The sequence below is a fragment of the Duganella vulcania genome (assembly GCF_009857655.1).
Lineage (GTDB): Bacteria > Pseudomonadota > Gammaproteobacteria > Burkholderiales > Burkholderiaceae_D > Rugamonas > Rugamonas vulcania.
Genome location: NZ_WWCX01000021.1, coordinates 26221 through 51432, shown reverse-complemented (window position 1 = coordinate 51432; position 25212 = coordinate 26221). Strand labels below are relative to the sequence as shown.

The window sequence follows — 25212 nt, the reverse complement described above, 5'->3', positions numbered from 1 at the left end:
TCAAAGTATCTGGTTTCTTCAAAAATATTTCGGATCCATCTAATTTCAAAAAAAACCCACGTGGCAGAAACAAAGGAAAATAGAAGAAAAATACAAATCCTCAAAAATAGACTCCCATGAGGAAATATAAGACATAGAATGAAGGGCGCCATATTAAATAAAAAAATTGGAACGGCGCCAAAACCTCCTACTATCAATACAAAAAATTTTAAGCGATATGGGCCAGTGGAAATATATCCAATCAGAAGTAGAACGACAGACAAAAATAGAATAATGAAAAAGACAAAAATAATGGCGTCCTTTTCGTACCCCAAAATATCAAAAACTATAAAAAATGAAAGCAATGTAAAAGAATTAAACATGAAAAACGCTGGAACCACCCTTTTCCACGGATTGTCCACGAGAGCGCGGTAAATGATCATTCTGTGAACCCTCCATATTTCATTGCTTGCTCCACAGCGGGGCTATATCCCTTATAATCGAGCGGCAATTTCCTATCGAGCATTTGCACATTTTTCTTTATTATCGCGCCAGCCTTCTCTGAAATTTTATTACGTTTATCCACGTAATCGACAAATAGCCCTACAAAAATAGAGGTCACAACGGTTCCCACAATTATAATGATAATCGGAGCTCCGCCAACTATCGAAAGCATCGCCCACATTAGCACCGAAGTAATTGCTGAATTCATTAAATTTTTGCTGACGTCCAAGCCTATTTTTATAAATAGGTCCGTTATATCTTGTTTTGGCTTTCCTGTAATCGGGTCCCGCTGTTCGTAGTCAGCGCTCCATTCGGCAATATCCAACGTTACAGTAAACAATATCGAAAGCAGGCCGGCCCCTTTTGAATTTCCTTTTACGGTTGACCACGCTCCATGACGAAGTCCATCGGCCGAACCCGCGCCGAAAGAGAATGCCAAAACCTTGGTGTTATTTGCACTATAAAGCGCGGCGGTAATTTGTCGTCGAATCCTTGTCGAGCCCGTCAAAATTACGTATATTTTTCTGCCTGCACTTTTGTGGTTAATCGCCTTCAAAACGACTTTCTCATCCCACAACTCCCTTATCCAAGCCTTGTTGTCGCTAGCGTACGCCGATTGCGATACCACTTGGTTCATTATCCAGTTATGGGTTACGACGCCGCCAGAAACCACCACCTCCTGTTCTCCACCGTGTTTAAAGAAATCAGCAATTTCTTTCGGCACATCATCTTTTAAAGTGTCTATTTCTACTATTTGAAGAAACTTTTCGGCTTCGTAATTGCTCAAAATCGGTGGTGTACTATAACTACCGTCTGGTTGAACAATATCGAACGCCTTACGATTGTCCGTGATTGAATTATTTCTAATTATTACGCTTATCGGAGCTGGTTTGAATGCGGGATCCATACTATCGATACTTACATCGATATTACTAACAACGTACTCCCCAAGCTTTACTGAATCATGATAAAGCGTGATTTTTCCTTTGAAATTTCGACCGACCCATAAATGCAATACCTCCCCATCATTGAAGTAAACTTTTTCGAGCGGGTGTATTAATTTTTTTGTTCGGGTATCATACATTTCGGAAGCATCAGAAATTATTGTATATTTCTTTCCCAATTCCATTTGAATATCAAATACGACATCGCGATGTTTCCTTAGAATAACTGTTACCGCCTCCGCATCGTCCATCCAACATTGAATTGGTTGGCCAGGCAAATCAATTGGAATTGTCACTTTCTTACTTCTTTTTTTGTTGTTACGTTTTTTAGTTTGCGCGCTTTGGGTAGGCATGATCACTCCTGCTTTTAAAATTACGACCGACGGGAAGGCTGAATTAGCATGAAACTACCGGTGGGCACGTCTTTAATCGTCGCCGCGCCAGCTTGGAGATTGCTGACGACCTCTTGTTTGTCCGTATGGAAGATGAGTTTTAGCGGCTCGCCATCTGGGCTCTGGCCATCAACGTCCACAAGCTCAATGCGCAGCTCCCGAACAGCTTTGGAGGTGGACTCTGAAAATTTGGGGAAAGCGGTGCTCATCGTGGCCCCACCGACAAATGGGAAACTTGCACCGTGGTGCGTAATCGTGCCTTGAGTTCCTATGTCAATGCCACCGCCGATTTTGATAAACGAACCGTCCTCTGCGATCAACACTATTTCCTTGGCCATACCGATTAACTTTCCGTCGCTTGCGGTGAAGCTAATGTCCTTGGCTGAGTTAATGACTGTCCCATCGTGCTGACTCTGTAAAAGCAATTGGCCATGGTGAGCGATGGCACGAAGGCCGCCGTATTGCGAAAATAATGACATTCCCTTCCCCGAATTGATTACCACGTTCTGCCCAGCTCCCATTTGCAAGTGCTGCTTCGCGAATGAGTCCAAATTCAATCCCGCGTAACTGACTACCGTTCGGGGTGTCGCAAAGCTGATACCAACTGGTGCAGTTACACCGATCGCGGCATCCTGGGCGGAGCTGGCATCGGAATTTTCTTTATCGCCCTCCCATCCGTCGATCGCACTACCCAAGTCATCCTGGGCGGTGATATCGGTAGGTAACCCTTGATGATCTTCCGCATAGTTTCCAAGCGCATGGGCAAATTCTCCGCACTGATCTAGCAGGCTCAAAAACTCATCTCTAGCCAACTGCTTGTCTGCGCCGCCCAAGCGCTGCCAAGCCGTCAGCAACAGGCCCTTGGCACCGCGAACAGCTATCGCATCATCGCTGCGCAACTCCGCGCCCGTTCCTCTTCGACTACCGCTGCCACCTTGTTTCGGCAGCGTGAGAAATCCAAGATTGAGTTCGCTTCGACCATGATCACTAGCCAAGTGCGCGCTGATCTCGCCATTTGTGTCGTCGAACATAAGCTGATTCGCGCGTCCTCCTCGCACCTCACGGCTCTTGATTCCGGATAGGTAGCGATTGCCGGGCAGCTCGCCAACGTTGCTCAGCGCTGGCGGCTGCGCTTGCTGGTTGTAGAGCTGCCCGACGATCACCGGCTTGTCCGGATCGCCGCCGAGGAAGTTGACCAGCACCTCCGTCCCCACGCGCGGCAAGGCGATGGTGCCGCATTGCTGCAGGCTGCCTGGTCCGTTGCCGGCCCAGTTCGACGCCACGCGCACCCAGGCCGAGTCCCTGTCGGTATCTGATGCGCCAATGCCGGCGGCTTCCTCGTGGTCCGCCGCGCGCGTGCCGGGGAAGCGGATTTTGACTCGGCCCATTTGGTCGCAATGCACCTCCTCCCCTTCCGGGCCGACTACGATCGCGCTTTGCATCAGCGCCTGCGGCAGGTCGTTGCGTGGATCGTAGGCCGGTACGATGACCACTCCGCGCCGCACGGCTGTGAACTGGATGTGCATGCGCAGCGGTCCCGATGCCACCTTGTCCGCCACATCCCTTTGCATCTGTAGTTCCTGCCCTCCCTGCATCCACCGGCTGCGGGCGAACAGCTTTTCCACGCGCGCCGCCAGCGCCTTGGGCAGGTTGTTCTGCGCGTTCACCTGCAAGGCCGTGACGACAAAATCCCGCTCCTCTACCGGATGCCTGTCCACTTCCGGATGCTCGGCCAGTGTGAAGTACTCGCCCGCGCACAGGTCGCGCACGCTGCCTTCGCCGTGAAAGCATTTCGACTCGAAATCGTGCCGGCTCATGCGCAGCTTGCCGAGGCGGCACAGGTCTTCGTTGTCGTCGCCCGCATGGGGCGCCAGGATTTGATAGTCGTCCAGGCTGGCGGCCAGTTCGTTGCCGTGGACGCCTTGGTCCACGCCGCTGCCCACATCCGCCATCATGAAGTCTCGCCCCAGCGGGTTGCGATAGTCCCAGCTGTGCCGCGTCACCTTGCCGGCTTGCAGGCTGCGCACCGCGCTCCAGGAGGTGATCGTGTCCCGTTCCTCGGTCGCGGCGTCGCGGTGGTAGCGGATGGTGCCGGCGGCGTTGCGGCGCAGGCTGTCGGCGTTGTTGAACAGCACCAGCGTGTGCACCGGATAGTCGCCGCCCACGGCGCGCACATACCAGCCGATGCCGCGCCGCTTGAGCAAGCGCCGGATGAAGGCGGCGTCCGATTCGTTGTGCTGCATCGTGAATTCGCGTTGCGGATATTCGCGGATGGTGAAGAATTCATCCAGCTCGTGCTTGAAGCAGACGCCCAGGATGGGGCTGTTCTGCCGCCATTCGTTCAGGATGCGCTGCACGATTTCCACTTCGTCCATGTTGCGGAACACGCGGGTGTTGTTACGCTTTTCCAGCAGCGCGAGCGCGTCGCGCAGCACCAGCTGGTAGCTCGCCAGGCCGCCGTCGCTGTCGCCCGAGCAGGCTTCGGTGACGATGCCGCACACGCTGCGCAAATCGCCACGGTCGGTGACGAAGTCCAGCGCGGCGGGCACGGCGATCATTTCCTTGAGCGGCAGTTGCGCGTTGGACGATACGCACAGCACGCGGTATTCGATGCCGCCGCACAGCGTTTCGGAGCCGTACACCCGCTGCGGCAGCAGCATGTCGTCGTTGATGCCTCCCGGCAGGTCCAGCCGCAGGCGTAAAGGCCGGTTGCTGGTCACGAGTTCCTTGGCCAGGCCCATGAAGCTGAAAAAGTCGTTATCGCTTTCCACAATCGCTCCTCAGATATGCAGCAGGTACATCAACTCTTCCCGGTCCCGGTCCACCGGCTCGTCCACCAGGCGGGCATTGACGCCCAGCCTGCATCCGCCATCCAGGCTCAGCGCGGAGATGTCTTCCGCCCGCTGGATCAGATGCACTTCATATGTCATGCCGACGCCGCAGTGCAGGCCCAGCATCGCTTCCAGCCGCAGCGCGGCGCTGTGGCCGGGCAGGAAGTCCTCGTACAGCGCCCGGTCCAGCGGGCCGATGCGCAGGCGCACCCGCGCGTCGCAGCCGTAGGTGCGCTGGCCCAGCATCACGCCCGCGCCCAGGTCGACATGCGCCACGCCCAGCCGCGCCTGGTCCGCAGCCGGCAGCGCTTGCCACTGCCCCACCAGCTGCTCCACCACGACGCGCACGTTGAAGTATTCCGAGTAGATGCCCGCCATCAGCGGCGCCGATGCGCTGCGGCTGCGGAGCTGCATGGCGTAGCGCGCCAGCGTCTCGCGGTCGACGGTTCCGTCGACATGCGTACCGGACAGTGCAAGCAGCATCGCGAGGAAACCGTCGCCGCCGTCCGCCGCGGTCATGCATTCCGGCCGGTGCTTGGCCCATGCCTGGTAGAACATGCACAGCGACCGGTGCGACAGCATGTCCAAGAAGGCGCGCGGCCCGCCGTCGTTGCTGGTCCTTTCGTGGCGGTTGATGCGCTCGGAGTAGTGCAGCGGCAGTGCGCCGTGGCTGCCCAGCAGGCCCATGAAAGCGGGCGTCAGGCGGACCAGGTCGTGGCCGTCGTTGCTGATGTTCTCGATCTGGTTCGGCGGGAAGGCCAGCGACAGCCGGTTGCGATAGCGCAGCCGGCGCGGCGGCCGCGCCTGCTCGATCAGGCGCACGGCCTGGAAGAACTCGAAGCCGTGCGGCTCGGCCAGCAGCACATCGATCAGGCCAGCGTCAGTGCGCCGTTGCGAGGCAGGCATCGCAGCAACTCCTTTCCGCTTCCGTGGGACAGCACGACCAGTTGCGTGAAGCTGTTCAAGTGCACGTGCAGGCCGAATAGGTGGTCGAGCACTTGCGCGAAGGCGTGCACGCCTGTGCCGGCATAGGCTTCCTCGTCTAGCGACACCCGCACTTCCACGCCGCGCAGGTAGGCCTTGCCGCGCGCCTGCCGCACCCACGCGGTGGCCGGCTGCTGCGACAGCGCCATCACGCCATCGATCTGCCGCTGCGAGACGGCGCTGTCCTGCTGGGCGTACAGGCGCAGCATCGCGGTTAGCGCGGGCAAGCCCTCCTGCGTCAGCGAGCGGTGGTTCAGGGCCAGTTGCGCGATCAGTCCCCATCGGTTGCCGCCGCCCGGCTGGCGGTAGGACAGCGTCGGCCGCCGCAGCAGGCGGATCGGGAAGCCGCCGGTGGCCGCTTCGGCGCTGAGGTCGCCGGCCGCGCGGCCGTAGGGCAGGCCGTGCGGCAGGTTGCGGTTGGTGCAGGTGAGGCGCACCGAGGCCGTGCCTTCGTCCAGCGTCAGCGGCGAGAAGTCGCGGTCCAGCAGCGCGAGCGTGTATTCGTGGCCGGCTTCGGCATCGGCCAGTTCCTCGTCGCGATGGGCGAGCCAGTAGTGGCCTTTGCGGCTGTCCTGCTCGCCGTGGCGCAGCGAGTAGTAGGGGAAGAATTCGGTGAGCGAGTTGCCCTGAGGGGCTTTGCGCAGCAGCTGCACCGTGTCGATGCTGTAGATCTCGCAGGCGCTGCCTGGCATTTCATCCGGCATCAGCGGGTAGCTGCTGCGGCGGTGGTCGACGCGGATCGGCGTGGCCGGCTGCTGGTACAGGTTGATCACGGGTGTGCAGCCGAGGAGCAGGTGTTCCGCCGACAGCGTGCGCAGGATGCGGGCGGCCGGTGCGTCGGGTCGGACGTCGCCCAGGGCGATGCGCAGTGTCAGCCGCGAGCAATCGGCCGGGCTGGCGGCGAGCAAGGCGGAGAGGTCGATGTCGAAGAAGTCGAATTTTTCAGGGAAGGCGAAGTACTCGCTCAGCAGCCGGTAGGCGCTGTGCTCGGAGGCGGCGGCCGGCAGCAATGCATCCTCGGCGGCGAAGCCTGCCGGCGCGATCGGCATGCTGTCCAGCAGGCGCCACTGGCCGTTCGCTTCCACGCAGGCGCAGGCCGCGCGCATGAAGAGCATGTCCCGCAAGGCGGCCCGCAGCGATGCGTCACAGTCGATGAAGACGCGCAAGGTGGACAGCTCCAGCGACGCCAGGCCGCGCGCGGTGGCCGTGCTGTCGATGGTGATGCAGATCGCGGAGCCGGCCTCGGGCGGCAGCGGCAGGGTCGAGGGCGTCTGGATGTAGGGCTCGAACCAGGCGGCGCTGATGGCCACCGGCGCTACCGTCACATCGTAGACGCTGCGAAAGCGGCAGCTGATGGCGCCGCGCCCCAGGGACTTGAGCGCCGTGCCGCGCGGCAGGACGGTGACGCTGGTGACGACGTTGCCGGCCGCGCCGCCGTAGTCGACCTGGGCGACGGAGCAGGAGGGGATCGGCCGCAGGTAGTGCGGGTACAGCATGCCCAGCAGCGCTTCGGTGAAGTTGGCGTAGCCATCGTCGAGCAGCTTGGCGGTGCGGGCGTTGAGGAAGGCGGAGGCCTGGATCAGGCGTTCGATGTGCGGGTCGGCGCAGGTCTCTCCACTCATTTGCAAGCTGCCTGCCAACTTGGGATAGCGACTTGCAAACTCGGCGCCGGAGCGGCGCAGCATGCTTAATTCGCGTTCGAAGTATGGCAACAGCTTTTCCATCGTGGCATCCCTCGCAGTTTTTTACCGCACAGGTTGCCGATGATGTCATGCCCGCTTATCGCGCTTTTGATCTTCAACAATCGCCTTGCAGCTTGCACTACGCAATGCCGCGAGGCGCAACACTATTGTGGAGATTGAAACGGCGCCAGTGCCTGTTCGACCGCTGCGGGGCTGAGGGTTCTTGCTTCAAGCGCACCGAGGGCGCGTGCCACGTCGGATTTGCGCGCGGGGTCGCGCAGCACGGACTGGTTGGTCAGCATGGAGCGCAAGATCTGCGCGGTGAGGCGGTCAAGTTCGGGGCGTACGGTCTTGGCCAGGTCGGGGGCGTCGGCGAAGTGGTCCACCTGTTGTGCGCGCCACTGGGCGAACAGTTCCCTTTGCACGGTTTTGGAGGCTTCGATCTGGGCGCGGAACACGGCTTCGATCCAGCTGGCCGGCAAGCCCAACGCGGCGCCCTGCTCGACAGCGGCGCGGATGACTTGCGCTTCGCGCGGCAAATCCTCAACCTGCGCGCGCGCATTCCACTTAGCGCGCGCGACGCCTTGTGCCAGCAACAAACGTTGATCGATGGCTAGCCTTAACGGCTCCAGTTGCGCCAGGTTCTCGCCGCGCGCGGCAGCGTGGTCGAGGCGCTCGCCGGGCTTGTCTTGCGCGCAGCCGGTCCCGCCCGCGAGCAGCAGAACAAGCAAGGCGCTTCCGGTCCAATATCCAAGGCGGGTGTTTTTGTGCAAAATCTTTACTCCTGGTTTCAGCGGGAAACCAGTGTACCGCCTTCAGCGCGCCGGCGCGCGGCCTACTTCGTTACCCGCTCCCAGCCTGCGCGCACGGCTTCCTTGAATTTTTCCCAGTTCGACTGCGGGTGCCGGGTTTCCCATTCGCTGCGCAAGGTCGGTTCGGCGCTTTCCCACGGCTGGTCCTTGTAGCCGGGATTGCCGGCCATCGATTCGCCGTAGCGATAGGCGGGATCGAATTCCTGGTAGGTGTTGCCGGTGTACGAAAGCGTCTTTTCCCAGTGCGAACGGAAATATTCGGCGTCGTCTCCGCTGTCGTCGCCGCGCAGGATGTCCAGGCTTTCCTGGTTGGGCACGGACGCGCTCGGATAGATGCGCATGCCGCTGCGCTGCACCGTGCTTTGTTCCGAGATCGGCGCGTTCACGCCGGTCATGGTCGGCGCGACCGTCTCGCCGCGCTGCATCGAGCCCTGCGTCAGCGAGCCTTGCGCGGAGCGGGCGAAGTCCACCGCCTCCTCGCGCGGACGGATACCGTGCTGCTCGGGGGCGCTTTGCTGCGCGCCCAGCGCGGTCTGGGCGGTGCCGCCGCTGCGCAGCAGTTCGCCGCCGGTCCAGCCGCTGGCGCGCCACATGGTTTCGTGTTCGTCGATGTCGATCGGATTGAAGTCGTCGACGATGTCGGCCGCGCGGTCGGCCGCGTCCATGCTGTTGGTCTGGACGGTCAGCACCACGTGGCCACGGTTGAGCGCTTCGGCGTAGATGTGGCGGTCCGCGTGCTCGCGCCCCAGCAACTGGCTGAACATCTGCTTGATGCTGTGCAGGATGGATTCGTCGTCGTTGATGCGCGGCGTGCCGGCTACGCTGCCGGAATCGCTCACGGTGATGCTCTCGGCGGCATAGCCGCTGTGAATCAGCTCGTCCTTGGCTCGGTTTGCCTCGGCACGGGTTTCAAATACTGCTGCCAATGTGTGTGTCATGGTGGGCTCCTGGGTTAAGACGCTAGGGACCGGACGCTAGAGTTCGGTCACCATTCCAGTCTACGTCCGATGCCGCGCGGGTAGCGCCCGTTTGCCGACAGGAAATCGCGCGCACCGCCACGGTGCGCGCGCCGGGCGATCAGCCCTTGTTGTCGATGGCCTGCGTCAGTTCGCCGGCCTTCATCGCGCTCATCAGGCCCATCAGCGTGCCGAAGGCGTTGCTGTCGCCGCCGCCCATCTGCACCTGGGGCACCAGCGGCACCTTGGCCGTTTCAAACGCTTCGGCCAGGCGCAGCATCACGGTCTGCATCAGCTGCTTGTCCGCGCCCTCGCCTTGCATCGCCTCGGACTTGGCCTGGATGGCGGCCGCCTCCGCCTCGCCCACCGAGCGGATCGCCGAGGCGCGGCCGGCGCCTTCCATCTCCTGGCGGAACTTGTCGGCCTGGGCCAGCGCCTCGATCTCCTGGCGGCGCTTCTCGGCGGCCTTGACGCTGGCCGAACCCTGGTTCTCCTTGATCGAGATGTCCACCAGCGAGCCGGTCAGCTCCTTCTGCTTGGCGGCGCGCTGTTCGGCTTCGTTCAGCTCGCGCTGCTTGTCGGCCGCGATCTGCTTCTGCGCGAAGGTTTCGACCTGCTCGCGGGCGATCTGGCGGTCGCGCAGCTGGGCCATGATGTCCTCGATCTTGTTGTCGCCGGGCTGGGGTTTCGGCGTGCCGATCAGCACCTCCTGGAATTCCAGCGAGTAGGCCTGGAAGCGCTGCTTCATGTCGGTCGAGGCATTGTTCTGCAGCTCGCTGCGCGACTGGATCAGGTCGATGAAGGTCTTGGTCTGCGAGACGTTTTTAAAGTACGAGGACACCATCGGGTCCAGCGTCTGCTCGACCAGCTGCGCCACGTTGCCGAAGCGCTGCACCACCATCGGCGCCTTGCGGTAGTCGATGTGCACCACCACCGACAGCGGCAGCTGCGGCTCGAACGCGTCCTTGGTGATCAGGGTGATCTCGCGCAGGTTCTTGTCGAAGTTGGAGCCGCTCTCGCCGGACTTCCACATCAGCACGAAGTTGGTGGTCGGCACCAGCTCGATCTTGCCGGCGTAGGTGTTGAAGGCGTATTTGCCCGGCATCAGCGCGTCGCGCCAGACGCCACGGCAGCCGGTTTCCACCAGCTCGCCGTGCGAGTATTCGGTGCCGGACAAATCGGTGCCCACGCGGCCCGTGTACGACACCACCACGCCGACGAAGCCGACCGGGATGATGGTCTTCTTGATGAACTCCACCGTCGCGAACAGGCGGTTGATGAAGTAGGTGCCTTCGACCAGCACACGCTCCTGGCGGCCACGGCGGCCACCGGCGGCAAGGAACTTCTCCGGCTCCTGGAAGGCGTTGTGGCTGTCGCCGACATCGGGCGCCAGCAGCTCGTCCTTCAGCAGGCCGGGGCCGTCCTGCACGGTCACTACGGCCAGCTGGTCGGAGTCATGCGAACCGGTCACTTCCTTGATCACCACCGGCTTGAAGCCGCCGCGCTCGTCAAGCACGCCGCGCATCTGCTGGTAGTAGGCTTTTTCCAGCGCGTCGAGCGACATCGAATAGGTGGTCTCCTCCGTCATCACGACGAACAGCGCGGGGTTGATGATGTGGGTACCTTCGCGCAGCACCATGCGCTGCGGGCCTTTCTGGCCGCCGTCGCGCAGGAAGTCGCGGACGTTGCGGAAGTCGACGATGCGCGAGTTGTCGGCCAGCGTCTGGCCGGCCGGCAGGTCGAGGCCGTCGCGGGCGAAGACGTAGGCGATGGTGCCTTGCGTGACCGATACCATCGGATGGATGTGCACGCGGTACTGGAACGGCGCGAAGAAGTGGAAGCCGCCCCGGCGCAGTTCGGGCTGCAGGCCGGCCTCGCCGTTCAGCGCGAGCAGGCCGTTTTGCACGGAGCCGGACGAGCTCCAGAGTTTTTCGATGACCCCGACGCGGTCGTTGGGGATGTACTTGATGGCCCCGGAAAACTTGACCAGGGCGGCGATGACGAGAATGCAGACGACAACGGTTACTTCACTGCCAAGCAGGGTAAACATACGAACCTTTCGGTTGTGGATAAAGTTGTGGGATGCAGCAGCCTGGCGAAGCTATCGTCGCGGACAGGCAAATGGAAGGCTGGTGTTGGGGAGGGTTACTGCGCTTGCCGCGAGGGCACTAACGAGTGGGGTGAACACGATGGTCTTGTTATTACCGTTCAATGAGTTCGTGCTGATCATTCTTGCACAATGGCGTAAAAGGTAAAGGTGGGCCGCCGGGATTAGAGGATGCACTCTAAACCCGGTGGCGTCTATAATGATCCGTCTCCCGGGGCCCTGGAATACGCGATGCCGAAAACCTTTTTGTCCCTGCTTTCCATCCTGATGGCGGCCTTATCGCCGCTGCCCGCGCACGCCGGGTCCGGCGAACTGGTGATGCTGGCGCCGCTGGACCAGACCATGCCCATCGTCCGCTTCAGCAATGGCGCGCTGGACGGTGGCATCGTCAAGGATGTTGGGGACGCGCTGGCGCAGCGCCTGGGCCTGCGCCCTGTGTACATCAACGTCGACGTGCACGGCGTGACGCCCGCCCTCACCAGCGGCCGCGCGGACGCCATGTGCTACGTGCTGCCGTTCTGGATCGACGGCGATTACGACTGGAGCGCGCCGCTGCTGCCCGATACCGAACTGGTGGTGGCGCGCGCCGAGGCGCCCCGCCTGCGCTCGCTCAAGGACCTGAAGGACAAGCCGGTGGGCACCGTGGCCGGCTACCGTTATCCGCGCATCGAGCAGGTGCTGGGCAAGCGCTTCGCGCGCGTCGACTCGGCCAGCATGGACCTCAACGTCCAGCAGATGATCGCCGGTAAAACGCCGTACACGGTGGCCGGCGAAAGCACGCTGGTCTATCTGCAGCGGGTCCATCCCACGCTGAAGCTGCGGCCGGAGCTGGTGTTCTCCAGCTACAAGGCGCAGTGCGCGTTCTCGCGCAAATCGCAAGTTCCGTTCACCGACGCCAGCCGTGTCATCGACGCCATGCTCAGGGAAGGCGTGATCGACCAGATCCTGGCGCGCTACCGCTAGGAGGCTCCATGGATACCAACGCACTGATCGCCGCCCTGCAAACCCACAACCAGGACCGCGATCCGCAACTGCTGCGCATGAAGTACCGCAAGATGGCGCAAAGCGCCTTCCTGTTCCTGCGCGGCGCCGACCACCTGTTCTACGACGAGCTGCTGCCCGACCAGCCGCTGTTCCGCAAGGCGCCGCTGGCCTGGAGCTGCGGCGACCTGCACGTGGAGAACTTCGGCAGCTACAAGGGCGACAACCGCCAGGTGTATTTCGATATAAACGATTTCGACGAAGCCGCGCTGGCGCCGGCCAGCTGGGACCTGGTGCGCCTGCTGACCAGCATCCAGTGCGGCGCCGAGGCGCTGCGCGTGTCGGCCAACGAGGCGGCCGAGTTGAGTGCCCATTGCCTGGACGCGTACCGCGCCGCGCTGGCCAACGGCAAGCCGCGCTGGGTCGAGCGCGAGACCAGCGTGGGCCTGATCCGCGACCTGCTGTGCGATCTGCAGGACCGCAAGCGCGCCGATTTCCTCGACAAGCGCACCACGCGCAAGGGTCCGCGCCGCAGCCTGAACCTCGATGGTGTGAAGGCGCTGCCGCTGCTGCCCGGCCAGCGCGAACTGCTGGACGCCTTCCTGCCAGGCTTCGCCGCGCAGCAGGAGCAGCCGGGGTTCTACACCATGCTGGACGCGGCGCGCCGCATCGCCGGCACCGGCAGCCTGGGTTTGATGCGCTTTGTGGTGCTGGTCGAGGGCAAGGGTTCGCCGGACGGGAATTACCTGCTCGACATCAAGGAATGCAAACCGTCGGCGCTGGCGCCGCGCCTGGCCGCGTGGAAGATCGCGCAGCCGGCGTGGTCGGACCATGCCAGCCGCGTGGTGACGGCGCAGCACCACATGCAGGCGGTCGATCACGCCTTCCTGCACGCGATCGCGCTGGACGGCCGCTCGTGCGTGCTGCGCGGGCTGCAGCCGTCGGAGGACCGCGTGGCGCTCGACGCGTGGGGCAAGAAGCTGAGCCGGTTGGAGGAGGTGATCGCCACCATGGGCTGCAACCTGGCGTGGGACCAGTTGCGCGCGGCGGGCCGGCGCGGCGCGGCCGGTGCGGACGAGTTGATCGCCCACGGCCGCGACGACGGCTGGCGCCAGCCGATGCTCAACGCCGCCGCCGCGATGGCCGAGCAGACGCAGGCCCAGTGGCGGGCGTGCAAGGAGTGGCTCGCTAACGCTTGAGCAGCAGCCCCTGCGCCAGCCAGTGCTGCAGATAGCCAGCCAGCGCCAGCATCGCTTCCTCGCCGGCTGCCGCGCACACTTCGCCGAAGGTCGCGCCTTCGGCGATGCGGTACAAGGCGTCGGCCTCCACCACCGGCAGTGAGCGGAAGTGCGGCTGCTCGCCCTGGCGCCACACCAGCCAGTGCGTGGCGCCGTTCGATTGCTCCGGCTCCGGCGGCTCGGTACCGGCGGCCAGCGCCTGCCACAGGGCGACCGCGTTCCATTGCATATCCAGCAGATGCACCGACGGATGCAGGGCGAATCGCAGCTCGCTCCATGCTTCGGGCGGTATGTCCGACAGGTCGGCGGCGGCCAGCGGCGCGTCGCCCTGCGCGTCGAAGGCCAGGCTGAGCGACCATTCCAGTTCCGCCAGTTCGGCGATGAAGGGGTAGTCCGAAAGCGCCACCGCCGCGTGCGCGGCAAGACCGCCGCCGAACCAGCGCAGGTTGGCGTGCCGCGACGGCTGCGCGGCGATGTAGCCGTTGGCCAGCCCGGCGAACATGTCGTCGCCGATGTAGGTCCAGGTCTTGTCGTAGGCCTCGCACAAGGCCTGCCGCAGGCGGCTGCGGTAGGCGCGGTGGTAGATAGCCAGCCGCGCGGTGGCGCTCAGGCCGTATTGCTCGCGCACGGCGGCGTGGATCGCGCCCGGCGCGTCGTCGGCCAGGATGTAGCGCTGGAAGGCGCTCTGCACTTGATCGAGCGTGTTCATAGCGCCTCCGCGAGGGCGCGCGCGCGTTGCAGTTCGGCCGACAGTTCGGACAACGGCGGGATGTGGTCGTCGCGCTCGATCATCGTCGCGACCTTGCCGAAACGGCGCAAGGCTTGCGCGTACAAGGCCCACACCGGATCGGCCACCGCCTGGTCGTGGGTGTCGATGATGCAGCCTTCCTGCACGCTGTGGCCGGCCAGGTGGATCTGCTGCACGCGCCGCGCCGGCAGCGCGTCCAGATAAGTGATCGGATTGAAGCCGTGGTTGACGCTGCTGACGTAGACGTTGTTCACGTCCAGCAGGATCAGGCTGTCGGACTCCTCGGCCACGGCGGCCACGAAGTCCCATTCCTGCAGGGTGTCCGCTTCGAAGGACAGGTAGCTCGACACGTTCTCCAGCAACAGCGGGCGTTCCAGGTAGTCCTGCACGCGGCGCACGTTGCGCACCACGATGGCCACGGCCTCCTCGGTGTAGGGCAGCGGGAACAGGTCGTGCATGTTGGCGCCGTGCGTGCCGGTCCAGCACAGGTGGTCCGAGACCCACAGCGGCTCGACACGCCGCACCAGTTTTTTCAGCTCGCGCAGGTAGTCGTCGGACGGCCCTTGCGGCGTGCCGATCGACATCGACACGCCATGCATCACCATCGGATAGTCGCGGCGGATGCGGTCCAGCATGGCCAGCGGCTTGCCGCCGGGGACCATGTAGTTCTCGGACAGGATCTCGAACCAGTCGATGCCGGTCGCGGCGGGCGGCGTGGCGATGATGTCGGTGTAGTGCGCGGGGCGCAGGCCAAGTCCGTAACCTGGCGACGGCAATGTAGGTCTCATGGTGGCGATGGTATCGATGGCGCCGGCCGGGCCGGCGCCGCAGCAATGATTACTTGTCCAGATCGACAATCTTGCCTTTTTTGGCGAAGCAGGCGCCGGCCTTGGTGGCCAGGAAGCCGTGGCCCTTGCAGGAGTTCTGGCCCTTGCAGGCGTTTTCGGCGGTGGCGCAATCGCTGGTGCCCTTGCAGCTGTTGATGCCGGCGCAGTGCACGGTGTCGTCGGCGCTGACGGTCGAGGTGGCGGCGATGGCCGATGCGGACATGGCCATGGTGGCAACGGTGGCGGCCATGGCGGCGATGCGGGTGATGTGGTTCATGTGGTTCTCCAAGAAAGGTAAGTGGGGTAGGTGTTGCATGACTCTGTCGCGCCGCTGTGGCGATTACTTACACTCATTTGGAAAATATTTTCTTTTTTGACTTGCATCAAAGTTTTTACTGCGCTGCATCAATAGACTTGCTTACGTTACTTCACAACGACAAAGAGGGTTGAAATGAGCAAGTCCTTAGCAGCAGCAGTATTGGCCACCCTGAGCCTGGTTGCAGCCAGCAGCGTGATGGCAGAAGAAACCCCATGGCTGGTGCGTGTGCGCGCCGTGCATCTGGATACCGCGGACAAATCCGATCCAGTCGGCGGCGTGGGCGCATCCGACCGCCTGACCGTCAGCAACAAGACCATCCCCGAATTCGACGTTTCGTACTTCTTCTCGCCTAACCTGGCGGCTGAACTGATCCTGACCTATCCGCAAAAGCATGACGTGTCGCTGGACGGCGCCAAGATCGGTACCTTCAAGCACCTGCCACCGACGCTGCTGCTGCAATATCACTTCGTGAACAGCACCCCGTTCAAGCCTTACCTGGGCGCCGGTGTGAACTACACCACCATGTCCAAGGTGGATCTGCTGGGCGGCAAGGGCGGCCTGGAACATGACAGCTTCGGCCTGGCGCTGCAAGCGGGCGTCGACTACGCGATCGACAAGAAATGGTCGCTCAACTTCGACGTGAAGAAAGCGCAGATCCGCAGCGACGTGTTCATCAGCGGTGCCAAGGTCAGCCGCGTGAAGGTTGATCCGCTGATGGTAGGCGTCGGCGTCGGCTATCGCTTCTAAGCACACAGCGCCGCGGATGGCGTAGGCGCCGCGGCAGGGCTGCCAGGAACGGGCACTTTGAGAAACCAGTTTTCTTGAATGCCCGTTTTTTTCGTCTCAACGAGAGGAGAATCGTTATGTCATTCGACCACGTCAAAATCGGCACCCGCCTCACCCTGGGCTTCGGCATCGTGCTGGCGCTGCTGGTGGCCATCGTCGTGCTGGGCCTGAGCTCCATGGCCGGCATCGGCCACCGCACGCAGGACATCATCGGCGACAAGAACGTCAAGGTGGATGCGGCCAACCGCATGCTGGACAACGTGCGCGGCATCACCCTGTCGCTGACCACCACCCTCGTGGTCTCCAGCATGGAGGAGGTCAACGCCGAGCTGGACAAGATCGCCGCGTCGCGCAAGCGCTACGGCGACGCGAAAAAAATCCTCACCGACCATGTCCGCGACGACAAGGAAAAGGCCATGCTGTCCACGCTGGACGGCCTGCTCAAGACCGGCGCGGCCAAGAACAACAAGGTGATCGAGCTGCGCAAGAACGGCGAGCTCCAGGAAGCCATGACCTACCTGACGCAGGTGGCCGGCCCCACGCTGAACGACGTGCAGAAAGTGCTGGACGATATCGTCGCCTACGAAACCGCGCAGACCGGCCAGGCCGGCGAAGAGGTCAACGCGGCGCTGGGCACCGCGCAGAAAGTGCTGGTGGCGCTGGGCGTGCTGGCGATGACGATCGGCTGCGCGGTGGGCTGGTTCATCAGCCGCTCGATCACGGTGCCGCTGACGGCGGCGGTCGGCGTGGCCGAGACGGTGGCCTCGGGCGACTTGTCGTCGCACATCGAGGTCCGCACCAGCGACGAGACGGGCCACCTGCTGGGCGCGCTGCGGACGATGAACGACACACTGCTCAACGTGGTCAACCAGGTGCGGCAAGGCACCGACACCATCGCCACCGCGTCGAACGAAATCGCGGCCGGCAACCTGCACCTGTCGACCCGCACCGAGGAGCAGGCCAGCTCGCTGGAGCAGACCGCCTCGTCGATGGAGGAGCTGACCAGCACCGTCAAGCAGAATGCCGACAACGCACGCCAGGCCAACACGCTGGCGTGCACCGCGTCGGAAGTGGCGACCAAGGGCGGCGCCATCGTCTCGCAGGTGGTGAGCACCATGGGCAACATCAACAGCTCGTCGCGCAAGATCGTCGACATCATCGGCGTGATCGACGGCATCGCGTTCCAGACCAACATCCTGGCCCTGAACGCGGCGGTGGAAGCGGCGCGGGCCGGCGAACAGGGGCGCGGCTTCGCGGTGGTGGCGTCCGAGGTGCGCAACCTGGCGCAGCGCAGCGCGGCGGCGGCCAAGGAAATCAAGGAGCTGATCTCGGCCTCGGTGGCCAACGTCGACGACGGCTCGCGGCTGGTCGGCGAGGCCGGGCAGACCATGGGCGACATCGTCGCCAGCATCCAGCGCGTGACCGACATCATGGGCGAGATCACCTCGGCCAGCCAGGAGCAGACCATGGGCATCGAGCAGATCAACATGGCGATCGCGCAGATGGACGAGGTGACGCAGCAAAATGCGGCGCTGGTCGAGCAGGCCGCCGCGGCGTCGCAAAGCATGCAGGAGCAGGCGGCGGCGCTGGCGGCGGTGGTTGGCTTCTTCAAAACCGGGTCGGCCGGTGGAGGCCGCTATAATGATCGGCAATCACTGGCACTCACCCCCAACGGAACCACGGCCCATGCGCAAGATCCTGATCGTACTGACCTCCCTGCTGCTGACGGCTTGCGTCGACGACTCGGCCTCGTACTACGCGGACGGTAGCACCGGCAATCACGCACTGACGCTGCACCGCGCGCAAAAGCACTTCTGGAGCAGCGACAGCAGCGTCGAGCTGATCATGCAGCGGCTGCCGGACTGCCTGCGCAGGTTGGAGCTGACCGAGATGCCGGCCGATGATGTGGAGATCGAGTTGCTGTCCAACGGCGACAACGTCTGGACACTACGCGCCGGCAAGGAGCAGTGGCAGGTCGAAACGCAGACGTGCACGCAGTATCCCGACGTCAAAGGCAGCGAGGGCGAGCTGATCGGCGTATTCCGCGTGGAAGACAAGAAGCTGGTATTCGAAGCCGCCGTCCTCGAACCCGCCAAATAAAATTGGGGTCAAGTCTGACATTCGGACACGGGCTCTTCCGTAGCGACCTTGCTACGGAAGAGCCCGTGTCCGAATGTCAGACTTGACCCCAGTGTTTTGACCCCAGTGTTTTAGCGCAGGGCGAGGCGGCTTGGGCGGTTGGCGCCGGCGGCGGTTTCGCCTTCCAGCTTGAAGCGGCTCACCAGCTCGGCCAGGCGGCCGGCCTGGTCCTGCATGCTGCCCGCTGCGGCCGCCGCTTGCTCCACCAGCGCGGCGTTCTGCTGCGTCACCGAATCCATCTCCGTGATCGCCATGTTGACGTGGCCGATGCCCGTGCTCTGCTCGCTCGAGGCTTCGGTGATCGCCGACATGATCTGCGTGACCCGCGAGACGCTGGCCACCACCTGATCCATCGTCGTGCCCGCCTCGGCCACCAGCGCGCTGCCGGCGTTGATGCTGTCCACCGAGGCGTTGATCAGCTCCTTGATTTCCTTGGCCGCGCCGGCCGAACGCTGCGCCAGGTTGCGCACCTCGGACGCCACCACCGCGAAGCCACGGCCCTGCTCGCCCGCGCGCGCCGCTTCCACCGCCGCGTTCAAGGCCAGGATGTTGGTCTGGAAGGCGATGCCGTCAATGACCGAAATGATGTCGACAATGCGCGTGGCCGAGGCGTTGATGGTGTCCATGGTCTGCACCACCTGCGATACCACGCGCCCGCCCTTCTCCGCCACCGCCGAGGCCGACATCACCAGCTGGTTGGCCTGCACCGCGTTGTCGGCGTTCTGGTTCACGGTCGAGGTCAGCTCCTCCATCGACGCGGCGGTCTCTTCCAGCGAGCTGGCCTGCGATTCGGTGCGGGCCGACAGGTCCATATTGCCCGAGGCGATCTCGCCCGAGGCGGTGGCGATGGTGTCGGCGCTGCGGCGGATCTCGCCGATGGTGTCGGCCAGCCGCGCCTGCATGGACTTCATGCCGTACAAGATGCTGGCGCGGTCCGATTCATGCGTCTTGATGTGCGCGCTCAGGTCGCCGCCGGCGATCTGCCGGGCGATCTCGCCCACATACTCGGGGTCGCCGCCGATGGTGTGGCGCAGGCTCTTGTTGACCATGCTGACGATGGTCCACAGCACCAGGCACACCAGCGCCAGCACGCCGGCCGACTTGTACAGCGAGGCGTAGAAGGCGTTGTCGATGTCGTCGATGTAGGCGCCGGTGACCAGGTCCCAGTCCCACTGCGCGAAGTGCACCACGCGGCTCATCTTGGGCACCGGCTCCTTGGTGTTGGGCCGGACCCACGAATAGCGCACGAAGCCGCCGCCCTCGGGCTTGGCGGCGGCCGCCGCGATGTCGCGGTACAGGTAGACGCCGTTCGGGTCCTTGAAGTCGGCCATGTCCTTGCCGTTGTTATCCATCTTGAACGGATTCATCAGCGAGCGCGTGCCCTGGGTGATGGAAATGTAACCGTCCTTGCCGAAGCGTAGCGCCTGGATCGCGGCCATCGCCTGCTTCTGGGCGTCCTCCTTGCTCATGGCGCCGGAGCTGGCCTTGTCGCCGTACAGCTTGAGGAGGCTGAGGCCGGCCTCGTCCAGATTCATCAGATCGATCTGGCGTTCCTCGATGCGCACGTCGCGCATCTGCAGGGTCTGGTAAATGAAGATGGCGGTGATGCACAGCAGGCTGCAAATCAACGGTACCCAGAGCTTCTGTTGGAAGGACAACTTATTCATGGTACAGGGTCTCCGTATTGTCTTATGGCAATCAGAATACCCCAATTGTGTCCTAGACACTGTCGTTTATTTGCATATGTGCATCAAAAAAAAACGGGCGCCGCGATCTGCATCGCGGCGCCCGCCGGAAGACTGCGGCGGATTTTTATTGAACGCTACGGTCCTTGACCGACTTGGCGGCCAGGCGCGCTTCCACGCCTGGGGTCTTGCCGCCATGGGCCGCCTGGTAAGCGATGTCGCCGGTGACTTCGTTCTGCTCCAGCGCGCCGGCCTGGATGGCGGCAATGGTTTCCGCCTTGACCTGGGCCCGGGTGACCGTGCTGGCGACCGGCTTGGCGTTGGCGATGTCGGCGGTGACTTCGTTCTGCTCCACAGGGCCCTGCGCGAAAGCGCCGCCAGCGGCAAGCAGGAGGGAGACCGATGCGATGATGGATTTGGCGTTCATGTGATGCTCCTTGTCAGATTAAGTGTGGCACCCAGTCCTGGGGGCCAACCGGCTTTGTGTCGTCGATGGAGTCATAGTAGGATTAATTTTTCAGATATAAAAGCGCAAATATCCGCTTAAACTCATCCGCTTATCCGATAGGTCAGCTGTTCTCGCTGTCCAGCACCGAGGTCGAGTGGGCGTCGTAGCGGCCGCCGGACGCCGCGCCGGGCGGCACCGCCTGCTCCAGCCGCGCCAGGTCGGACGGCGACAGCTTCACCCTGGTCGAGGCCAGCGCCTCCTCCAGCCGCACGCGGGTGCGGGCGCCGACCAGCGGCACGATGTCCTCGCCCTGCGCCGCCACCCAGGCGATCGCCACCTGCGCCACCGACACCCCCAGCTCGCCGGCGATGGCGCGCAGCTTCTCCACCAGCGCCAGGTTGCGGTCCAGGTTCTCGCCCTGGAAGCGCGGGCTGGCCAGGCCGCGGAAATCGGCCTCGCCTTCGCGCTGCTTGCTCCAGTGGCCGCTGATCAGGCCGCGCGACAGCACGCCGTAGGCGGTGATGCCGATGCCCAGCTCACGGCAGGTCTGCAGGATGCCGTTCTCGATGCCGCGCGAGATCAGCGAATACTCGATCTGCAGGTCGGCGATCGGATGCACCGCGTGGGCGCGGCGCAAGGTCTCGCTGCCCACCTCGGACAGGCCGATGTGCTTGACGCGGCCAGCCTGGATGAGCTCGGCGATGGCGCCCACCGTGTCCTCGATCGGCACGTTGGGATCAAGCCGGGCCGGGCGGTAGATGTCGATGTGCTCGACGCCCAGGCGCTTGAGCGAATACGCGGCGAAGTTCTTCACCGCGACCGGGCGGGTGTCGAGGCCGCTCCACTGGCCGGACGGATCGCGCAGCGCGCCGAACTTGACGCTGATCTGCACGCCGTCGCGGCCGCCGGCGGCCAGCGCCTCGCCCAGCAGCATTTCATTGTGGCCCATGCCGTAGAAGTCGCCGGTGTCGAGCAAGGTGACGCCGGCGTCCATGGCGGCGCGGATGGTGGCCAGGCTTTCGCCGCGGTCGGCCGGGCCGTACAGGTCGGACATGCCCATCAGGCCCAGGCCCAGCTGGGCGACTTGCGGGCCGGTGCGGCCAAGTTTGCGTGTTTGCATGATGAAATCTCCAGGGTGGTGAGTGAGTGGCGCCATTATGCTATTATCGATATCAGCAATAAATACAGTAGATCCTATTACTTTATTCGACCAGAGATAACAATCATGGACCAGTTCAAGGCCATGCAGATCTTCCAGGCGGTGGCCGACTGCAAGAGCTTCACGCAGGCGGCCGAGCGGCTGGACCTGCCCAAGCCCAGCGTCACCAACGCCGTGCAGGCCATTGAACAGCAGCTGGGCGTGCGCCTGCTCCAGCGCACCACGCGCAAGGTCAGCCTGACGGTGGAGGGCGCGCAATACCTGGAGCGCTGCACCGCCCTGCTCAACGACCTGGACAACCTGAACGGCCTGTTCGCCGGCGACGGCCGCCTGCTCAGCGGCACGGTGCGGATCGACCTGCCGGAGCGGCTGGCGCACCTGTACGTGATCCCGGCGCTGCCGGCGTTCTGCCAGCGCCATCCGCGCCTGCAGCTGCGGCTGGGCTCCACCGACCGCTACGTCGACCTGGTCGGCGAAGGCATCGACTGCGCGGTGCGCGGCGGCACCCTGCGCGATTCCACGCTGGTGGCGCGCCGTGTGGCGGCGATGGAACAAATCAATGTCGCCGCGCCCACCTACCTGGCGCGCCACGGCCGGCCGCAAACGCTGGACGACCTGCGCCACCACACGGCGGTCAATTTCTTCTCCAGCCAGAGCGGGCGCGACCTCGATTGGGAATACGTCGACGCCGACGGCGCCGAACGCACCCTGCCGATGCGCAGCCAGGTGTCGGTCAGCGGCACCGACGCCTACCTGGCCTGCTGCCTGGCCGGCCTGGGCCTGATCCAGATGCCGCGCCAGAGCCTGGCGCCGCTGCTGGCCTCGGGCCAACTGGAAGAGGTGCTGCCGCAATGGCGGCCGGCGCCGCTGCCGCTGAACATCGTGTACGCGCACAACCGCCACCTGTCGCCACGCGTGCGGGTGGTGGTCGATTGGCTTGCTAGTGTTCTTGAGCAACAAAATGTGTCAGAATAAGGGCTTCCCTCTTAGCAATCATTTCCAAATGAGATACCTACTGTCGATGGCGCTGCTGGCGTTAAGCACCGGCCACGCCCTGGCCGCCGCGCCCAAGGCCGGAAAACCGGCCGAGGCGGCGACGCCGCGCATCGACGGCGAACGCCTGCTGGAGCACATCACCACGCTGGCCTCCGACGAGTTCGAGGGCCGCGCGCCGGGCACCCACGGCGAAACCGTGACCATCGAATACCTGCAACAGCAGTTCAAGAAGATGGGCCTGGAGCCGGGCAACCCGGACGGCACTTATTTGCAGCCGGTGCCGCTGGTGGCCATCTCCAGCCATCCGACGATGAGCTACATCAAGGACGGCCAAAGCAAGCAACTGACCTTCGGCGACGACTACGTGGCGTGGACCGCGCGCACCGACAAGAAAATCGAGGTCGCCAATTCCGAGCTGGTGTTTGTCGGCTACGGCGTGCAGGCGCCCGAGTTTCAGTGGGACGACTACAAGGGCGCCGACCTGAAGGGCAAGACGCTGGTCATGCTGATCAACGACCCCCAGCTGCCCGACCCCAAGCATCCCAAGCAGCTGGACCCGGCCATGTTCGGCGGCAGCGCCACCACGCGCTACGGCCGCTGGAACTACAAATTCGAGATGGCGGCCAAGATGGGCGCGGCCGCCGCGCTGATCGTGCACGAGACCAAGCCGGCCACCTATCCGTACGACGTGGTGCGCAACAGCTGGGGCCGCGAGAATTTCGCCATCAAGGGCAAGACGCCCGATCCGCTGTTCCCGGCCATCCCCGGCTGGCTGCAGGGCGACCGCGCGCGCGAACTGTTCAAGGCCGCCGGCCAGGACTTCGATGTGCTCAAGCAGCAGGCGCTGTCGCGCAACTTCAAGCCGGTGCCGCTGGGCGTCAAGCTCAACGTCACGGCGCTGAACGCGTGGCGCGAGGTGGGCTCGCACAACGTGGTGGCGCGGATCCCCGGCTCCGATCCGTTGCTGAAGAACGAAGCGATCGTCTACAGCGCGCACTGGGACCACTTCGGCATCGACGACACGCTGCCGGGACCGCGCACGCAACAGATCTTCCACGGCGCGATGGACAACGCGACCGGCGTCGCCGCGCTGCTGGAAATCGCGCGCGCCTACAAAGCGCTGCCGGTGGCGCCCAAGCGCACCATCGTGTTTGTGCTGACCACGGCCGAGGAGCGCGGCCTGCTGGGCGCGCAATACTACGCGCGGAACCCGGCCTACCCGCTGAACAAGACGCTATTGGACATCAACGTGGACGGCCTGAACATGTGGGGCCGCACGCGCGACGTCGAGTTGAGCGGCATGGGCAAATCCAGCGCTGACGATCTGGTGATCGGCATCGCGCGCGGGCAGGGCCGCAGCGTGCGGCCGGACAGCAACGCCGACTACGGCAGCTTCTACCGGGGCGACCAGTTCGAATTCGCCAGGGGCGGCGTGCCGGTGGTGTATCTGCGCAGCAGCGCCAACTTCATTGGCAAGGCCGCCGGCTACGGCCGCGAGAAGCTGCTCAACTACAGCGCGCACCAGTACCACACCGTCAACGACACGGTGCAAGCCAAATGGGACACCAGCGGCGCGGTGGAAGACATCGAACTGCTGTTCAAAGCCGGCTACCAGGTCGCCCAGGGCAAAGACCGCCCGCAATGGAAAGACAACGCCGAGTTCAAGCGCTGATGTGGGGTCAAGTCTGACATTCGGACACGAGCTCTGCTGAAGATTGTGGGGGTCAAGTCTGGCATTCGGACACGAGCTCTGCCGTATCTGGCGGCCGGGACTATGACGACTTCTGCGCTGCATCAGCGCCGCGCCGTCAAGCAACCGCTACATTGTGGCGATGGCCCGTCCACTCAGACTCGAATTCCCCGGTGCGCTTTACCACGTCACTTGCCGCGGCAACCGGCGTGAGCGTATCTTTCGCGATCGCACCGATCGCCTGGCCTGGCTCGCGGAAATTGAACGCGTATGCGGGCGTTTTCATTTCGTCGTCCACGCGTTTTGCCAGATGGCGAACCACTATCACGTGCTGGTCGAGACGCCCGAAGGCAATCTCGGGCGAGGCATGCGCCAGTTGAACAGCGCGTACTCGCAGTACTACAACCGCCGCCACGAATTGGCCGGCCACGTCATGCAGGGCCGATATCACGCCATCCTCGTGCAAAAGGAGAGCTACCTGCGCGAACTGGCGCGCTACATCGTTCTGAATCCCGTGCGCGCCGGCATGGCGTGCGCGCCCGGCGATTGGGAGTGGAGCAGCTATCGCGCGATGACTGGCGAGGCCCCGGCAGCCGCTTGGCTGGCAACCCATTGGCTGCTGGCCTGCTTCGGCCAGGATCAGATGGCGGCGCGGCTTGCCTATCACCAGTTCGTCATGGCCGGCATGCACGCGGACAGCCCGCTCAAGCAGGTGCGCTTCCGGTGCATATTGGGTGATGCCGGGTTCATCGCGCAGCACCGCGAATTGGCGAAGGAATCCAGATCGGTGGAAATCGCGCGGGTGCAGCGGCGCGCGCTGGCGATGCCGCTTGACGAGTACGCGTTGCGGTACGCGCGCGATGTCGCGATGGCGGAAGCCTACCGCTCCACCGCGTTTTCGATGCGGCAAATCGCCGAGCACTTCGGCGTCTCGGTCAAGACGGTGAGCCGCGCCGTCGCCACGCTGGAGCGCCGGGACAAGGGCTGAGCTCGTGTCCGATTGCC

At 63.3% G+C, this 25212-nt stretch carries 21 protein-coding genes; 8 read left to right on the top strand and 13 right to left on the bottom strand.

What is annotated here, in order from left to right; all coding sequences use genetic code 11:
• Positions 1 to 418 precede the first annotated feature (418 nt).
• The 7 genes from GTP90_RS14450 to GTP90_RS14420 form a co-directional block, all read right to left on the bottom strand.
• On the bottom strand, positions 419 to 1780 hold the full coding sequence (locus GTP90_RS14450; protein WP_161084209.1) for a hypothetical protein: 1362 nt from the start codon (positions 1778 to 1780) through the stop codon (positions 419 to 421).
• Positions 1781 to 1800: 20 nt separating this feature from the next.
• Positions 1801 to 4590, bottom strand: a complete 2790-nt coding sequence (locus tag GTP90_RS14445; RefSeq protein WP_371875053.1) for a type VI secretion system Vgr family protein — start codon at positions 4588 to 4590, stop codon at positions 1801 to 1803.
• 9 nt (positions 4591 to 4599) lie between these two features.
• Entirely contained in the window at positions 4600 to 5556 is a 957-nt protein-coding gene (gene tssG, locus GTP90_RS14440; protein WP_161084208.1) for a type VI secretion system baseplate subunit TssG, read from the bottom strand.
• Entirely contained in the window at positions 5520 to 7358 is a 1839-nt protein-coding gene (gene tssF, locus GTP90_RS14435) for a type VI secretion system baseplate subunit TssF (RefSeq protein WP_161084207.1), read from the bottom strand. Before tssF ends, tssG begins: the two co-directional genes overlap by 37 nt.
• A gap of 122 nt (positions 7359 to 7480) precedes the next feature.
• The gene (gene aroQ / locus GTP90_RS14430) at positions 7481 to 8047 is read right to left on the bottom strand and encodes a gamma subclass chorismate mutase AroQ (RefSeq protein WP_254451865.1); all 567 of its coding nucleotides are present in this window, start codon (positions 8045 to 8047) and stop codon (positions 7481 to 7483) included.
• 104 nt (positions 8048 to 8151) lie between these two features.
• Positions 8152 to 9066 (bottom strand): hypothetical protein, encoded by a 915-nt coding sequence (locus tag GTP90_RS14425; protein WP_161084206.1) that lies wholly within the window; start codon positions 9064 to 9066, stop codon positions 8152 to 8154.
• Between the two features lie 139 nt (positions 9067 to 9205).
• On the bottom strand, positions 9206 to 11134 hold the full coding sequence (locus GTP90_RS14420; protein ID WP_161084205.1) for an SPFH domain-containing protein: 1929 nt from the start codon (positions 11132 to 11134) through the stop codon (positions 9206 to 9208).
• 288 nt (positions 11135 to 11422) lie between these two features.
• On the opposite strand from GTP90_RS14420, the gene GTP90_RS14415 reads away from it, so the two are divergent.
• Together GTP90_RS14415 and GTP90_RS14410 are read left to right on the top strand one after the other, a co-directional pair.
• Positions 11423 to 12154: a substrate-binding periplasmic protein gene (locus GTP90_RS14415; protein ID WP_161084204.1), complete on the top strand. Its 732-nt coding sequence runs from the start codon at positions 11423 to 11425 to the stop codon at positions 12152 to 12154.
• Between the two features lie 8 nt (positions 12155 to 12162).
• The gene (locus GTP90_RS14410; protein ID WP_161084203.1) at positions 12163 to 13371 is read left to right on the top strand and encodes a DUF2252 domain-containing protein; all 1209 of its coding nucleotides are present in this window, start codon (positions 12163 to 12165) and stop codon (positions 13369 to 13371) included.
• Here the strand turns inward: GTP90_RS14410 and GTP90_RS14405 are convergent.
• The 3 genes from GTP90_RS14405 to bufA2 are packed head-to-tail and all read right to left on the bottom strand — an operon-like array spanning position 13361 to position 15262.
• Positions 13361 to 14119 carry an HvfC/BufC N-terminal domain-containing protein gene (locus GTP90_RS14405; RefSeq protein WP_161084202.1) on the bottom strand — a complete coding sequence of 253 codons (759 nt, stop codon included), beginning with the start codon at positions 14117 to 14119 and terminating at the stop codon, positions 13361 to 13363. The genes GTP90_RS14410 and GTP90_RS14405 overlap by 11 nt on opposite strands.
• Positions 14116 to 14946 carry an MNIO family bufferin maturase gene (gene bufB / locus GTP90_RS14400; RefSeq protein WP_161084201.1) on the bottom strand — a complete coding sequence of 277 codons (831 nt, stop codon included), beginning with the start codon at positions 14944 to 14946 and terminating at the stop codon, positions 14116 to 14118. The genes GTP90_RS14405 and bufB overlap by 4 nt, the downstream gene beginning before the upstream one ends.
• Positions 14947 to 14995: 49 nt before the next feature.
• Positions 14996 to 15262, bottom strand: coding sequence for a BufA2 family periplasmic bufferin-type metallophore (bufA2, locus tag GTP90_RS36955; protein ID WP_117015655.1), 267 nt, complete (start codon positions 15260 to 15262; stop codon positions 14996 to 14998).
• Positions 15263 to 15436: 174 nt separating this feature from the next.
• Between bufA2 and GTP90_RS14390 the strand changes: the two genes are divergently transcribed.
• From GTP90_RS14390 to GTP90_RS14380, 3 genes are all read left to right on the top strand, one after another.
• On the top strand, positions 15437 to 16051 hold the full coding sequence (locus GTP90_RS14390; RefSeq protein WP_161084200.1) for an OmpW/AlkL family protein: 615 nt from the start codon (positions 15437 to 15439) through the stop codon (positions 16049 to 16051).
• Positions 16052 to 16167: 116 nt separating this feature from the next.
• Positions 16168 to 17859 carry a methyl-accepting chemotaxis protein gene (locus tag GTP90_RS14385; RefSeq protein WP_161084199.1) on the top strand — a complete coding sequence of 564 codons (1692 nt, stop codon included), beginning with the start codon at positions 16168 to 16170 and terminating at the stop codon, positions 17857 to 17859.
• Positions 17777 to 18190 carry a hypothetical protein gene (locus GTP90_RS14380; protein ID WP_161084198.1) on the top strand — a complete coding sequence of 138 codons (414 nt, stop codon included), beginning with the start codon at positions 17777 to 17779 and terminating at the stop codon, positions 18188 to 18190. Before GTP90_RS14385 ends, GTP90_RS14380 begins: the two co-directional genes overlap by 83 nt.
• 110 nt (positions 18191 to 18300) lie before the next feature.
• On the opposite strand, the gene GTP90_RS14375 is transcribed toward GTP90_RS14380, so the two are convergent.
• From GTP90_RS14375 to GTP90_RS14365, 3 genes are all read right to left on the bottom strand, one after another.
• Positions 18301 to 19896 (bottom strand): methyl-accepting chemotaxis protein, encoded by a 1596-nt coding sequence (locus GTP90_RS14375; protein ID WP_161084197.1) that lies wholly within the window; start codon positions 19894 to 19896, stop codon positions 18301 to 18303.
• A gap of 145 nt (positions 19897 to 20041) precedes the next feature.
• Positions 20042 to 20341: a DUF4148 domain-containing protein gene (locus GTP90_RS14370; protein WP_161084196.1), complete on the bottom strand. Its 300-nt coding sequence runs from the start codon at positions 20339 to 20341 to the stop codon at positions 20042 to 20044.
• A gap of 142 nt (positions 20342 to 20483) precedes the next feature.
• Entirely contained in the window at positions 20484 to 21482 is a 999-nt protein-coding gene (locus GTP90_RS14365; RefSeq protein ID WP_161084195.1) for an aldo/keto reductase, read from the bottom strand.
• A gap of 105 nt (positions 21483 to 21587) precedes the next feature.
• On the opposite strand from GTP90_RS14365, the gene GTP90_RS14360 reads away from it, so the two are divergent.
• The 3 genes from GTP90_RS14360 to GTP90_RS14350 all read left to right on the top strand — a co-directional run bounded on the left by GTP90_RS14360 (position 21588) and on the right by GTP90_RS14350 (position 25195).
• A complete protein-coding gene (locus GTP90_RS14360; RefSeq protein WP_161084194.1) occupies positions 21588 to 22496 on the top strand; it encodes a LysR family transcriptional regulator in 909 nt (302 codons plus the stop codon).
• A 28-nt stretch (positions 22497 to 22524) separates the two neighbouring features.
• Positions 22525 to 24189 (top strand): M20/M25/M40 family metallo-hydrolase, encoded by a 1665-nt coding sequence (locus GTP90_RS14355; RefSeq protein WP_161084193.1) that lies wholly within the window; start codon positions 22525 to 22527, stop codon positions 24187 to 24189.
• 160 nt (positions 24190 to 24349) lie between these two features.
• Positions 24350 to 25195, top strand: coding sequence for an REP-associated tyrosine transposase (locus GTP90_RS14350; protein WP_161084192.1), 846 nt, complete (start codon positions 24350 to 24352; stop codon positions 25193 to 25195).
• Positions 25196 to 25212 lie beyond the last annotated feature (17 nt).